Annotated in this window: 12 protein-coding genes; 8 read left to right on the top strand and 4 right to left on the bottom strand. The window is 70.3% G+C overall.

Annotated features, from left to right (window positions below; translation table 11 throughout):
- The first annotated feature begins 223 nt into the window (after positions 1 to 223).
- Genes hflX through RYH80_RS02060 form a run of 4 tightly spaced genes read left to right on the top strand, consistent with a single transcriptional unit; the run spans position 224 to position 3058 of the window.
- The gene (hflX, locus tag RYH80_RS02075; RefSeq protein ID WP_370902195.1) at positions 224 to 1516 is read left to right on the top strand and encodes a GTPase HflX; all 1293 of its coding nucleotides are present in this window, start codon (positions 224 to 226) and stop codon (positions 1514 to 1516) included.
- Positions 1517 to 1960: a 2Fe-2S iron-sulfur cluster-binding protein gene (locus RYH80_RS02070; RefSeq protein WP_370902194.1), complete on the top strand. Its 444-nt coding sequence runs from the start codon at positions 1517 to 1519 to the stop codon at positions 1958 to 1960. It begins immediately after the preceding gene.
- Positions 1950 to 2573, top strand: a complete 624-nt coding sequence (locus RYH80_RS02065) for a DUF998 domain-containing protein (protein WP_370902193.1) — start codon at positions 1950 to 1952, stop codon at positions 2571 to 2573. The genes RYH80_RS02070 and RYH80_RS02065 overlap by 11 nt, the downstream gene beginning before the upstream one ends.
- A complete protein-coding gene (locus tag RYH80_RS02060) occupies positions 2570 to 3058 on the top strand; it encodes a hypothetical protein (RefSeq protein ID WP_370902192.1) in 489 nt (162 codons plus the stop codon). The genes RYH80_RS02065 and RYH80_RS02060 overlap by 4 nt, the downstream gene beginning before the upstream one ends.
- Before the next feature lie 97 nt (positions 3059 to 3155).
- Here RYH80_RS02060 and RYH80_RS02055 read toward each other — a convergent pair whose 3' ends face one another.
- Entirely contained in the window at positions 3156 to 4016 is an 861-nt protein-coding gene (locus RYH80_RS02055) for a cytochrome c oxidase subunit 3 (RefSeq protein WP_370902191.1), read from the bottom strand.
- A gap of 183 nt (positions 4017 to 4199) precedes the next feature.
- Between RYH80_RS02055 and RYH80_RS02050 the strand changes: the two genes are divergently transcribed.
- Positions 4200 to 5333 carry a glutamate--cysteine ligase gene (locus RYH80_RS02050; protein ID WP_370902190.1) on the top strand — a complete coding sequence of 378 codons (1134 nt, stop codon included), beginning with the start codon at positions 4200 to 4202 and terminating at the stop codon, positions 5331 to 5333.
- Between the two features lie 156 nt (positions 5334 to 5489).
- A complete protein-coding gene (locus tag RYH80_RS02045; RefSeq protein WP_370902189.1) occupies positions 5490 to 6956 on the top strand; it encodes a methyl-accepting chemotaxis protein in 1467 nt (488 codons plus the stop codon).
- A gap of 249 nt (positions 6957 to 7205) precedes the next feature.
- Here RYH80_RS02045 and RYH80_RS02040 read toward each other — a convergent pair whose 3' ends face one another.
- The gene (locus RYH80_RS02040) at positions 7206 to 8411 is read right to left on the bottom strand and encodes an outer membrane protein assembly factor BamB family protein (protein ID WP_370902188.1); all 1206 of its coding nucleotides are present in this window, start codon (positions 8409 to 8411) and stop codon (positions 7206 to 7208) included.
- Between the two features lie 159 nt (positions 8412 to 8570).
- Positions 8571 to 10808 carry a S9 family peptidase gene (locus RYH80_RS02035; protein ID WP_370902187.1) on the bottom strand — a complete coding sequence of 746 codons (2238 nt, stop codon included), beginning with the start codon at positions 10806 to 10808 and terminating at the stop codon, positions 8571 to 8573.
- Between the two features lie 105 nt (positions 10809 to 10913).
- Between RYH80_RS02035 and RYH80_RS02030 the strand changes: the two genes are divergently transcribed.
- Positions 10914 to 11783: an inositol monophosphatase family protein gene (locus RYH80_RS02030; RefSeq protein ID WP_370902186.1), complete on the top strand. Its 870-nt coding sequence runs from the start codon at positions 10914 to 10916 to the stop codon at positions 11781 to 11783.
- Between the two features lie 246 nt (positions 11784 to 12029).
- On the opposite strand, the gene RYH80_RS02025 is transcribed toward RYH80_RS02030, so the two are convergent.
- Positions 12030 to 13124 (bottom strand): DUF4349 domain-containing protein, encoded by a 1095-nt coding sequence (locus RYH80_RS02025; RefSeq protein ID WP_370902185.1) that lies wholly within the window; start codon positions 13122 to 13124, stop codon positions 12030 to 12032.
- A gap of 154 nt (positions 13125 to 13278) precedes the next feature.
- Here RYH80_RS02025 and radB point away from each other — a divergent pair, with 154 nt between their 5' ends.
- The gene (radB, locus tag RYH80_RS02020; RefSeq protein ID WP_370902184.1) at positions 13279 to 13971 is read left to right on the top strand and encodes a DNA repair and recombination protein RadB; all 693 of its coding nucleotides are present in this window, start codon (positions 13279 to 13281) and stop codon (positions 13969 to 13971) included.
- Position 13972: the final 1 nt, after the last annotated feature.

The raw sequence follows: 13972 nt of genomic DNA, 5'->3' as shown, positions 1-13972 counted from the left end.
AAGTGACCGGACAGAACCGACAGTGCCCGGGTCGGACGGGACCGCGCTCGGCTCGGGGCTCGACCGTGGCCGGACGACCGCGACCGCGCTCGTCCGCCGAGGAGTCGCCCGTGGAGAGACGACCGCGACCGCGCTCGTCCGCCGAGGAGTCGCCCGTGGAGTCGGCCGATCGTCGGGGTGAGACGCTCGGGATCGCCCCGCTGGACCGCCGAGGTGAGTCGAGGTGAAGGCCGTCGTCGCCAAGCGGTACGACTCCGACGCGGACCTCTCGGAGATCGTCGGCCTCGCCGACGCCGCGGGGTACGACGTGGCCGCCACGCGTACCCAGAAGCGGACCGAGGACGCCGCCTTCCACTTCGGCGAGGGGAAAGTCGCGGAACTCGCGCGGCTCTGCCGTCGCGAAGACGCCGACGCCCTGATCTGCGACAACGAGATCGGCCCCTACCAGAAGTTCAACGTCGGCCAGAAGCTCCCCGAGGGTGTGGAGGTGATCGACCGGTTCACCCTCATTCTGGAGATCTTCGGCCAGCGCGCCCAGACGCGGAAGGCACAGCTCCAGGTGGAACTCGCGGAACTGCGGTACGAACTCCCGCGGGCCGAGGCGAAGACGAGCCTCGCGAAACGCGACGAACGCCCCGGGTTCATGGGGCTCGGGGAGTACGACGAGTCCCGCGAGGAGGACATCAAGGCACAGATCTCCCGAATCCGCGACGAACTCGACCGGATCGCCGAGCAGGAGGAGACGCGCCGCGACCAGCGCCGCGAGTCCGGCTTCGATCTGGTCGCGCTCGCCGGCTACACCAACGCCGGGAAGTCCACCCTGCTGCGGCGGCTCGCGGCCGACCTCGACGTCGACGAGAACGCCGACCGGCACCCGGATCTCGACGACACCGCGGAGTCGGAGGACCGGCTGTTCACCACGCTCGGCACGACGACCCGTCGGGCGGACACCGGGAAACGCGAGATCCTCCTGACGGACACCGTCGGGTTCATCTCGGATCTCCCACACTGGCTCGTGGACTCGTTCCACTCCACGTTGGCGTCCGTCTACCACGCGGACCTGGTGTTGTTGGTCGTCGACGCCTCCGAGTCCGTGGAGGCGATGCGCGAGAAGCTCGTCACCTCCCACGACACGCTGTACGAGCGCAACGAGGCACCCATCGTCACGGTGTTCAACAAGACCGACCGCGTCGACGACGAGGAGCTGCGACGCAAGCGCGACGCGCTCTCCTCGTTGGCGCCGAACCCCGTCACAGTGTCCGGGCTAGCGGGCGACAACGTCGGGCGACTCCGCGCGCGGATCGAGGACGAACTCCCGGACTGGACGAGCGAGCGGCTGCTGTTGCCGCTGGCCGACGAGACGATGAGTCTGGTGTCGTGGATCCACGACAACGGCCACGTCACGCGCGAGGAGTACGACGGCGACCACGTCGAGGTCGGCTTCGAGGCGCGTCCGGCGATCGTCGAACAGGCGCGCTCGCGGGCCGAGAAGCTCCGCCGCCAGGAGGTGGCCTGAGTGCCGACCGTCACGTTCCGTGGGGAGTCGGTCACCTGCGACCGCGGTGACGTGTTGCGCGACGTGTTACTCGCCGCCGGACTGTCACCGCACAACGGGGCCGCGGACGGGGTGAACTGTCGCGGCCGCGGCTCCTGTGGCACCTGTGCGGTCGCCGTGACGGGAGCCGTCTCGGACCCGTCGCGGCGGGAGCGCCTCCGACTGCGGGTGCCACCTCACGACGCCGAGAACGGGCTCCGACTGGCGTGTCAGACCCGAGTGCTCGGGGACGTGGCGGTGACGAAGTACCCTGGGTTCTGGGGCCAACACGTCAACGATGCCCCCGTCGGTGCGGGCGACGGGGAGCCTGTGGGGACGAGCGACCGAGACTCGGTGGGTGTGGGAGACGCGGAACCGGTCGGTGGAGACGACGAGACGACGGCTTCGGACGACGATGTCGCGTGACACCGCTCGCGGCGCGACGCCGCGTCGGCTCGCCGCGATCTCTGGGGTCACTTCGGCGGTGGGGACGCCGACGCTGATCGTCGTCGCCACGCTGGTGGCGCCGTGGTTCTCCTGGCGGACGAACGCCTTCTCGGATCTGGGTGTCACCCCGCCGACGGAGTTGCTGTTCAACGGGACCCTGATCGCCGGTGGGCTGCTGGCACTTCCCTTCGCGTGGCTGCTCTGGACGACGAGTGACGGGATCGGCGGGCGACTCCGCGGTGGACTGTTCGCGATCACCGCCGTCGCGCTCGGCGCGGTGGGTGTGTTCCCCTCGGGTGACCCGCTCCACTTCCCGGTCGCCGCGACGCACTTCCTCGGTGTGACCGCCACGCTCGCCGTCGACGGGATCTGTCGGCGCGACCGGACGACCGGTCGACTCGCCGGACTCGCGGCCGTCGGCCACGCCGTCGCGTGGATCGCGTGGGCGCAGGAGGTTCTCTTCCCGCCGGGACTGGCGCTGCCGGAGTTCGTCGGCGCACTCGTGTTGGCGACGTGGGTGACGGCGCTGTCGCCGGTGACACCGTTGCGGAGTGGGTCCGACCGGTCGCGCGCCGACGCGGTCGAGTCGTGAGTGGGTCCGGGTCCGGCCCCGATCCCGGGTCCGAGTCCGCGTCTTCCGGGGTCGCGGAGTCGAGAGAGACGACGCCGGACCTCTCTCGGCGGCGCGACGCGGGACTCGCGGCCGTCGCCGCGACCGGTCTCCTCGGGACGGCGTGGTGGCTCCGGGGGTCACTCACGGGGGCGCTCGCCGCAGTCTCGTACCCACCGGCCGTCGTGCTCGGCGTCTGTGGTGCGCTCCTGCTGGAACTCGGGTTCGCTCGCTTCCCCGATCTCGCGACACGACTGTGGGCGGATCGGCGAGTACGAGTCGTCGGGACCGGCGCGGTCGCCGTCGGGGTGCCCGCCCTCGCGGTCGAGGTGGCGGGAGAAGACGCCCGCCTCGCGACGTGGCTGCTGTCGTCGGCCGCCGGTGGCCTGCTCGGCTACGTCGCCTTGCTCGCCGCGTTCGTCGGCGGTCTCCTCCCGTCGCCGGAGACGTGGTTCGCGGACGGGTGACCCGTCCCGACGAGGGACCGACCACTCGCTGGAGGACTGGTGACTCGGGGCGAACGAACGCAGGAAGACGGGTCGAAGCGCGAGTCGTCGGGTGTCCTCAGGCGCCGACGACGCTGCCGACGTACAGGACGACGACCAACAGCACCCAGACGGCGTCGACGAAGTGCCAGTACATCGAGGCGGTGGTGACGGAGACGTGCCGGTCCGCGGAGTACTGCCCCCGCAGCGCACGGACGAACACGATCCCGATCAGGACCGCACCCAGCGAGACGTGGAGCCCGTGCAGACCCGTCAGCCCGTAGAACGCCGAGGCGAACACGCCGTCGGTGAAGGTGAATCCCTTGTGGACGATGAACTCGTAGTACTCCAACACCTGGCCGCCGATGAAGACGACGCCCAGCAGGAGCGTGACGGCGAGCCAGGCCTTGAACCGGCCCATCTTCCCCTTCCGGATCGCGCCGTGCGCGAGGTGGAGCGTCCCCGAGGAGACCAACAGCAGCGCCGTGTTGATCAACACCAGCGAGGAGAGCAGCGGCGGCAGCTCGCCAGGTGGCCACGCGCCGGGGTTCGACCGGATGAAGAAGAAGTAGGTGAACCCGGCCGAGAACGTCGCCACCTCGGAGCCGAGGAACGCGAGCATCCCCCACCGCAGTTTGTTCGCGCTGTGCTCGCTGGCGCCCCGCTCCCAGAAGTTCGCGACGAAGGCGTGGTAGAGCCAGCCGTACAGTCCGACGAGGAACGCTCCCACGGAGCCGACGACGACCGCCGGGCCGGCGACTGGCGGGACGACGTTCGTGTCGCCGCGACTCAGCAGGAACAGCGCCGCGCCGACGTACAGTCCGGCGGCGCCCAGTGCCGTGACGAACGGCCACCACGACGCCTCACCGAAGCCGCGGGGCCAGTCCTCGACGGCCGGGAGGTGGTGATCCTCCCCGTGCTCGTCCGTTTCGGTAGCCATAGGCGCCGGTTGCTGCCGGGTGGGTAAAAATCCATCCACCTGCGTCGGTTCGGCGGTGAGGCCGTCGCCGGCCGGCTGTCGGTCTCGCTCTCGTCGGCCGCAACGGCTCCCCACTCGGCGGTCGTCCGCGACGGACACCCGCCATCGGGGGGTATTTCCGACGGCGTGCCGAACGGCGTGTCGATGGACCCGCGGGAGGCGTTCGACCGACAGGGGAGTCTCGGAGTCGAAGAGGAGTTCTACGTCGTCGACGAGACCGGTCGGCCAGTCGCGGGTGTCGACGACCTGGTGTACGGCGACCGGACGCCTCCGGACAGGGTCGCCGACCGCCTCTCGCACGAACTGTTCCAGTGTACGATCGAGACGCAGACGCCGACCATCTCGTCGCCGACGAGCGAGCGCATCGAGAGCGAGGTCCGCGAGACGCGGGCGGCGCTGGTCGAGCACGCCGCGGCGGACGGCTACCGGATCGCCGGTGCCGGCCTCCACCCGGCGGCGCGGTGGCGGGAGTTGGACCACGCCGAGAAGCCGCGGTACCGGTCGCAACTCGACCGCATCCACTACCCCCAACACCGCAACACGACCGCCGGGGTCCACGTCCACGTCGGGGTCGCCGACGCCGACGCGGCGGTGTGGATCGCCAACGAGGCACGGTGGTTCCTCTCGCCACTGTTGGCACTGTGTGCCAACTCGCCGTTCTGGAACGGCTACGACACCGGGCTCGCCTCCGCGCGGGCGAAGATCTTCGAGAACCTCCCGAACACGGGCGTTCCGACGCGGTTCGACGACTTCGAGTCGTTCCGCCGGTACGAGCGCCGGATGCTGGAGTTGGACCGCGTCCGCGACCGCGGGGAGTTGTGGTTCGACGTGCGCCCACACACCGAGTTGGGCACCGTCGAGGTGCGCGTCCCGGACGGCCAGTCCGACCCGGACGTGGTGACGGCGGTCGCGGAGTACGTCCACGCACTCGTCGTCGACCTCGCGGAGCGGTACGCTGACGAGGCCGACCCGAGCGCTCCCGACCCCGCCGCCGCGCCGCCACGGGAGACGGCCGTCGACCGCGGCGGCCGTGGGCTGCGCCGCGAGTTGCTGGACGAGAACAAGTGGCGCGCGACGCGGTGGGGCCACGAGGCGAACTTCGTCGACCGCGACGGCGACAGTGTCGTCTCGTTGCCGGACCACGTCGAACGCGAACGGGACCGCCTCGGCGCGACCGGGTTGGTCGACCTGCTCGACCGCGAGTCCGGCAGTGCGCGTCAGCGTCGGCTCGTCGCGGAGGACGGGCTCGACGCGCTGTGTCGGGATCTGATTCTGTAGTACAGACGAGACGGAGCCCGTTCTCGATACTGATCGCCGACCCCGACGTGCACACGTGGGCTGTCGTGAGTCGAGCCGGTGGCGTTGGTGTGGCGACTCCACACGTCGGGGAACCGTGCGGTGGCTATTTCAGCGGTCGACAGACACCCGGTGGGTATGTCGACAGGACGAGCCGTCGACGGAACGTCGCTCACCGATCACCAGTTCGAACTCCAGTTGGTTCTCGACACCTTCGACCTCCCGTCGTTCGCCCTCGACGCCGACGGTCGAGTCGTCGCGTACGACGAGCAGATCGCGGCCCTGCTCGACGTGCCGCGTGATCGCGTGATCGGAGACGAGGCACCCGGATCGACCGTCTACGACGAGGACGACCGACTCACGCTCGCCGAGAAGGTCGTCAGAGAACCCCGCGACGCCGACCGCGTGTACGACGGCGTCGGCGTCCCGGACGACGAGTACTCCTTGTTGGCCGGCGAGTACGTCTACGAGGACACGAGCGCACTGGCCGGCTCGGAGATCTGGTTCCTCGCGACGCCGGTGTTCCGTGGCGAGGAACTCGTCGGCGTCGTCGAGATCGTCCAAGATCTCCACGACTCCGCACGCTTCCGGACGGAGTTACAGGAGTTGTTCGACGCGGTCGTCGAGACGATCGTCGCGTACGAACACGGCCGGTTCGACGCTCGCGTCGCGTTCGACGGCGACGACTCGCTGCTGGACGAGGACCTCCTCGCAATCGTCGACACCGTCGACAGTCTCGGTGCGGCGATGGTCGATCACCTCGAGGCGGTTCGGACGGACGTGGAAGCACTCTCGAGTGCAGTCGAGCAGATCTCCGACAACGCCCAGGAGATCGACGGACTGACCCGCGAGCAGGCCGAGACCACGGAGACGGTCGTGAGCGAGGTCTCGACGCTGTCGGCGACCGTCGAGGAGATCGCGTCGACGGCCGACGAGGTGGCGACGACCAGTTCGCGAGCGGAGTCACTCGCGATCGACGGGACCGAAGCCGCCGACGACGCCGCGGAGGTGATGACCGCGGTGGCCGACTCGGCGGACACCGTCGCCGACGACGTGGAGACGCTCCAGTCACACGTCGACGACATCGACGAGGTGGTGGAGGTGATCGACGACATCGCGGAGCAGACGAACATGCTCGCGTTGAACGCCTCGATCGAGGCCGCCCGGGCGGGTGAGGCGGGTGACGGGTTCGCGGTCGTCGCCGACGAGGTGAAACAACTCGCCGAGGAGTCACAGCGGCAGGCCGGACACATAGAGGAGACCGTCGGCGAGATCCAGACGGAGACGGAGACGACCGTCGAGAACCTCGTCGAGACGACCGACAGGATCGAAGCCGGGATCGAGCGAGTCGAACGCGTCACGGAGAGCTTCGAGGAGATCGTCGCGACCGTCAGCGAAGCCAACGACGGGATCGCGGAGGTCTCGCGTGCGACGGACGACCAAGCCGCGAGCACGGAGGAGATCGCGTCGATGGTCGAAGAGGCGGCGGACAAAGCAGAGACGATCTCCGAGGCCGTCACCGAGATCGCGGCCGCGACGGAACGACAGACGGAGATGGCTGCCGACCTCGATCAGTCGGTCCGCGAGTTAACCAGCGACGAGTGATCGTCCGCCGCGCCGCCACGTGACCGGCAGTCGAGTCTGACGCGGGACCGCAGCCAGCCGACCGTCGGCAGGGTGGCGAGGGTCGACCGAACTCACTGGCCTCGGTCGTCACCCGAAGACGAGGTGGTTTTCGACGTCTTCCGACGGAAGTGGCTCTTCGAGGCGCGAGTCCGGTCGGACGAGCCGAATCGGACGGAACGGGTCGGACCGGAACGTCTCGAAGCGGGGACAGCGCGTCGTAGCCGGCGCTCACCCTGCGAAGCCGACCGCGGTGATCCGTTCGCCCTCGACGAACAGGAGTGCGCGACGGCCCGCGCACAGTGCTCGCGCTTCCGTGTCCGTTCCCGCGACACGCCAGACGGGGTCACCGTCGTGGTCGAGCGCCCAGAGACGGTTCCGGGTGGAGCCGTCGTCCTGTTCGGCACCGCCGGCCACGACCACGTGGTCGTCGGTCACGACGACGGGACCGCCGGCGACGAACGACGCGGTCCGACGGCAGGCGGTCGGGTCGGGGCCTCCGAGATCGTAGGTGTACAGACGCCGCCCGTACCACTGGAACTGCGCGGTCGGGACGTAGACCTGCTGGGCCCCCACGGCCGGTCGGTCCGTCCGTCCGCCGGCCGGGTCGTGTGTCCACAGTTCGGCTCCAGTCTGCCGGTCGAGTGCCAGCACGCCGTTGTCGGTGCCGAACACGCGACCGTCGCGGACGGCGAGTCGGTGTGCGTCTGGTCCGTCGACGCGCTGCCGCCACGTCCGTCGCCCGGTGTCTCGACGGAGTGCCCGGAGTTCGCCGTCCGACCTGACGACGACCGTCCCCTCGCCGACGGCCGGACACACCGTTGTCGACGCCCGCCACACTCGCTGGCCGGTCTGGTCGAGTGCGAACAGTTCGTCCGTCGAGTCGTCGTGGAGGAATACCAACTCGCCGTCTGGTACCGGCAGCGAGAGCGACGCACCGTCGCCGGGTGGCTCGAACGTCCAGACGACGCGCCGGTCGTCCGGGTCGAACGCGACGAGGCTCCCGTCGCGTCGCAGGTACAACAGTTCCCGCCCGGCGGCGACGGGCCCGTCGACGGCGACAGTCTCGTCACGCCACAGCAGTCGCCCGTCTCGCAGCGACAGCGCGACGAGTCGTTTCGCCGCGTCGACGAGGTAGACCGTCTCGTCGACGAGGACCGGTGTCGGGCCACCGGGACGGGCGTCGACCTCGCGGCGCCACACGAAGCCGACGGGATCGCCGTAGTCCGCCTCGGGGAGAGCGCGGGTGCCGTCGGCCGGGCCGACCGGCGTCGGCCAGTGGCCGGACGTGTCCCCGATGGAAGCGTCGGCGGTGGCTCTCACACGCGGTGTCACCGCCGCGTCGTGTGACGGACAGGCGACCTCGGACGACTCTCGGAGCGAACAGCCGGCCGTCACCGTCACACCGGCGGCGGCGAGGAACGCTCGTCGATCCACGATTCGACCGCTCGTCTCCGGGTACAAGTGTCTTCTACTCGGGGTTCGATCCGCGACTACCGCTCTGCTCGGTAGTGAGCAGAGCCGGAGTACCTCGTGGAGTCGGGTTCCAGGGAGTCGGGTTCCACGGAGTCGGGTTCCAGGGAGTCGAGTCCCGCGTCAGTCTCCGTGGACGACCTCGTGTCTGTCACCCGGGTCGCCCGCCTCGTCCGTCTCCACCGCCGGGTCGAACCGCTCGTACCACGCCAGCACCTCCTCCAGGCGGTGGATCGCGCGGTCGGGGTCGCCGACGTCGTGGTGTTCCTCCTCGTAGATCACCAGTCGCGCCGGCACGTCCTGTTTCCGGGCGGCGACGTACAGCTGCTCGGACTGACTCGGCGGACACCGCCAGTCGCGGCCACCGGCGGTGACGAGCAGCGGCGTGTCGATCTCGCCCGCGTCCGTGATGGCCGAGGAGGCGTCGATCTCCTCGGGCACCTCCCACGGGAGCCCGTACTCCATCGTCGTCCAGGTGTGACTGTCGTCGGTCCCGAACGCAGAGCGGAGGTCGTAGATCCCGTGCTCCGGAGCGGCGGCGGTCAACACGTCCGTCTGCGTGACGAGGAACCCCTGTGCGATCCCGCCGTACGAGAAGCCGTAGCCGAACACCCGGTCGCCGTCGGCCCACCCGCGGGCCGTCAGGTCCCGCACACCGGCCACGATGTCGTCGACCTCGACGGTGCCCCACCGGCCGTGCAGCGCCTCACAGAAGTCGCGACCGTACGAGGAGCCGCCGCGGTAGTTCGGCCGGAAGACGACGTAGCCGCGCGAGGTGAGTGCGGCGTGCGCGAACGAGAACACCGGCTCGTCGTAGCTCACCGGGCCGCCGTGGATCGCGACCACGAGCGGGTGGTCGCCGTCGTCGAGCGCCACGTCCGGATCGCTGTAGACGATCCCCTCGATCTCGTGGCCGTCACTCTCGTAGGTGACCCGCCGCGCCTCGGGCATCCGGTGGTCACCCGTCAGGTGTTCGTTCACCGTCGACAGGCGCGTGAGCGAGTCCGGCTCTGCGGGTGAAGCCGCGGTGGCGTCCGCGGTGTCACCACCGGCGTCGAGATCCGCGGTGTCGACCGCGAACACGTCCTGGCCGTCGCTCGGGTGTGACAGGAGGAGCGTGCTCCGCTCGTCGCCGTGGTCGAACCCCTGGAGCGCGCGTCCGTCGCCCTGCGCCGCGAAGGCGCGCTCCGTCGTCCCGTCCGTCTCGACGCGGAGCAGTCGCGTCTGCCCCTCGTCGCCGATGCGGGTGAACAACGTTCGCTCATCCGCCCAGTGGAGGTCCGCACCGCGGGCGAGTGTGCGATCCAGGTCGGCGGTCAGCGACTCGGCACCCTGTGACCCGTCGTGGCGGTACACCTGTGTCGGCACACACCAGTTCTCGGGGTCGCTCGCGGCGAACGCCAACTCCTCGCCGCTCGGGGACCAGGTCGGGTTCGCGGCCGACAGCGTCGAGTCCGTCAGCTTCCGGAGGTCGCTCCCGTCCGGCGCGACGCTGTACACGTCGACGACCTGCGTGTCGTCTGGGCGCTCGGTGCGACACGAACAGAACGCGATTCGCCCGTGCGAGCCCCAGTCGGGCTGGAGTCCGGCGAGATCCTCGAACGCGCCGCCGCCGTACGCCTCGTCGAGGCGGTCCGTCTCCCCCGTCGCCACGTCGACCACGTGGAGGTACGTGTCGACGGTGTCGAGGTAGCCGACGCCGTCGAGTTTGTGCTGGAGTCGCTCGGTCTCGACGGGGCCGCCAGCCTCGCGGGCGTCGAGGTACGACCGTTCGGCCTCGGTCGGGTCCCGCGCCGCGACGACGAGTCGCTCCCCGTCGGGCCCCCAGTCGAACTCGCCGGCTCCCTCGTCGAAGTCGGTCACCTGTCGCGCGTCGCCCCCGAGCGCGAGGTCGAACAGCCACACCTGTCGCGTCGGCTCGTCGTCGGTCTCGGCCGCGTCCGGGCCGCCGTCGGGGTCGTCACTGTCGTCGGCGTCGTGGCCGTCCGACCCCGTCTCGTCGTCGGCGTCCGAGTCCGCCTCGCCGTCGTCGGTGTCGCCCGAGTCTGCGTCCGCGTCGTAGCGCTCGCGCCCGACGCGGTCGGCCGTGTCGCGGTCGCGTGCGGCGAGGAAGGCGAGTCGGTCGCCACTCGGGCTCCACTGCGGTGACCCCGCGCCCGTGACTCGTGTCAGGCGGTGTGGGTCACGACTCCCGTCCGTCGGCGCGACGAACAACGAGGTGACGGGCTCGTCGGCGTCGGGGTCGAACTCCGTGGTGACGAACGCCACCCGGTCGCCGTCCGGTGACTGCGCGACCGCCGAGATCTGTGTCAGGTCGTAGTACGCGTCCAGCGGCACCGCGTCGAGGTCCGTGTCTGGCATTCGCTCGCGAGTGGGTGGCGACCGACATGAATGGTCGCCTCGCGGTGGGACCGGCCGGCTCCCGCCGACCGAGGGTTGAAACCGGATCGCGACCCACTCTCGCGGGTGACCGACTCCGACGAAGTGCCGGCGCCGTCGGTGCTGGCCGAGACGGCCGAGACGGCGGCGCGGGCCGCGGGCGACACGCTACGGGACGGGTTCAGAGACGGCGTCGACGCGACGTACGGGGAAGACGACGTGAAGGCGGCCGCGGACCGTCGTGCCGAACGACGAGCGGTCGAGACGATCCGCGAGCGGTACCCCGGGCACGCGGTCGACAGCGAGGAGCGCGAACCGATCACGGGTGGCCCCGTCGAGTGGCTGGTCGACCCGCTCGACGGGACGAACAACTACGCCGTCGGGCACCCGGCGTTCGCCGTCGCGGTCACCGCGCGCCGTCTCGCGTCCGACGCGGACGAACCTCGTCGCCGCGCCTCAGACGCGGACGGACGGACCGGCACGGGTGCCGACGGGAGAGCCGCCGACGGCGACCTGCTCGCGGCCGCCGTGTACGAGCCACTCCCCGAGGAGTGTGCCGTCGCGGTTCGCGGGGAGGGCGCCCACGTCGGGCGGCGACGACTCGCGGCGGACCACGATCGCCCGCTGGCTCGCTCGACCGTCTCGCTGGTGTTGGGAATCGACGCAGTACGCGACGAGCGCCTGCGTCGGGCCGCCGAGACGGTCCGGGAACGACTCGCCGACCGGTCGAAGCGCGTCCTCGAGAGTTGGGCGCCGTGTCTCGACTGGACGCTGTTCGCCCGTGGGTCGCTCGCGGGAGTCGTCTGTGTTCACCCGGACGAGCGCGAGCAGGCACCCGGCGCACTGCTGGCGTCGGAGGCCGGCGCGGCGACGGCGTGGGACGGCGACTGTTTCCTCGCGGCGCCGACCGAGGAACGGCTGGCGACACTCCAGGAGACACTCCCCGAGACGCTGTAGTCGAGGGTCGTGGCCGGTTCGCGGAGACCCTCTCGGCTCGTGTGGACGGCGCCGTGTACGAACTCACGGGTCCCACGGGAACGTGCAACGTCGCGACTCGGCGGACTCGGTACGAAGCGGCCGGGGACGGTGAGCGTGTGTGTGGGTGTGGAGAGAGGCCGTCCCCGAGAGAGGCTCGGCATACCACGTTCAAATACGTTTCGCTCGGTAGAACGCTCGGAGACGGAGCGACGACGAGGGCGTCGCTCAGGACGTGTCGTCGTTCGTGGCGTCGTCCTCCCCAGTCTCGCCACCGTCGTCGGACGGCTGCTCGTCGCTATCGGGCGGGGTGTCACCGTCGATGCCATCGTCGTCACTGCCACCGTCACCGTGACCCGGTTCGTCGACGGGTTCGGCCGTCTCGACTGCTCTCTCGGTGCGCCGCCGCCGGTAACGACGGGCGGCGACGAGTCCGCCACCGAGCGGGACCGCGGCGACGAGGAGGTACGGGAGGGCGTAGGCGGCCAGCACCACCCCGGCGCGGAGCGTGACGACCACGCCGTCGACGGACTGGAGGAACGCCGCGACGACGCCCGTCTCGTACCACGCCTGCCGGTCCGGACTCGGATCGTCGGGCCGCGGCTCCTCCAGGTTCACGGTGATGGTCGTGAACGCGACTCTCCGTTCGAGTTGGCGGAGTTGTGCCTCCGTGCGCTCGATGTCCTGCTGGACGCGAGAGAGTTCTCGCTGGACCGCCAGCACCGACTCTGTGTCGTTCGCCTGCCGGTACAGTTCTCGCAGCCGGTCACGTTCGGCACGGAGGTTCTCCAGTCGCGCCTCCAAGTCGACGACCTGGTCGGTCACGTCGCGTGTCTGTTGGCTCGACGCGCGCACCTCGCCAGTCTCGTCGACGACCGCCAACGCACCGGAGTAGTTCGACGCCGGGATACGCAAGACGACGGTGCCGACGACCCACGTCTCGTTGCCGCTCCCGCGGACCTCGCGCCGCGAGTCACCGACGAACCCGCCGGTCGAGCGGGCGTACGCCGCCAGCCGCGACCGGGCGCGGTCGAAGCTCTCGACGCGGACGGTGAGTTCGGCGGTACGGATCAACTCGCGGTTCTGTATCGCCGGGGCGGTCGCACCGCCGTCTTCGGCGCCCACCTCGCCGCCGGTCGCCTCTGCGTTCGTACCGTCGTCGCCGGACGCACCCGCGCTCGCTCCGTCGCCTGCAGCACCGCTGCTCCGTTCCTTCGACGCCTCGTACGACTGGGGACCACCGGCGTCGCCGCCGCCGGCACCCGCACAGCCGGCGACGACCAACAGGAGGGCCACGACCACGGTGGACAGTGTTCGGGTCACACGCGGCCGTACACCCCCTCCCGACGAGAAGGTTCGCGAGACTCAAACGACCACTTGACACTCCGGTGTGCTCCGTGGTGCCTCCGGGCGACTCCGAGCGAGAAGCGGACTCGGGTCGCGAAGGTTCTTGTGGGGAGCCGCCTCACTCTGTGGCGTGTCCGAACCCCTCACGACGGGATGTGACGCGCTGGACGCCGTCCTCGGTGGCGGCGTGGGGCGCGGCGTGGTGACGCAGTTGTACGGCCCGCCGGCCTCGGGGAAGACGAACGTCGCGTTGACGACGGCCGTCGAGGTCGCCGCCGACGGCGGGCGCGTACTGTACGTCGACACCGAGGACCTCTCGGTCGAGCGGTTCCGCGACATCGCGGCGGCACGCACCGACGAGGCCGTCGAGTCGGTGACGGAACGGCTGATCGTCTCGGAGGCCGTCGGCTTCGAGCAACAAGAGGAGGCCGTCCGCGACGCCGAGGAGTTCGCCGAGCGCGTCGAGTTGATCGTCCTCGACTCCGCGACGGGGTTCTACCGCCTGGAACGCACCGGCGAGGGTCGGGAAGGCGAGACCCTGCGGAAGGTCGCCCGCCAGGTGACACACCTACTCTCGCTGGCGAAACGTCACGACCTCGCGGTGCTCGTCACCAACCAGGTGTACTCCGACCCGGACGCCGACCGGACGCGCCCGCTCGGCGGGAACACCCTCGAACACTGGACCGGCGTCGTCGTCGGGCTCGAACGGTTCCGCGGCGGCAAGCGCCGCGCGACCGTCGAGAAACACCGCTCGGAACCGGCCGGCGAGCGCGCGCAGTTCCAGATCACCGACAGCGGGGTCGAAGACGTGCGCGAGGTCTGAG

It is taken from the genome of Halobaculum sp. MBLA0147 (genome assembly GCF_041361345.1).
Lineage (GTDB): Archaea > Halobacteriota > Halobacteria > Halobacteriales > Haloferacaceae > JAHENP01.
Note: the sequence above shows the minus strand (reverse complement) of the source record. Positions and strands in the feature narration are given on the sequence as shown.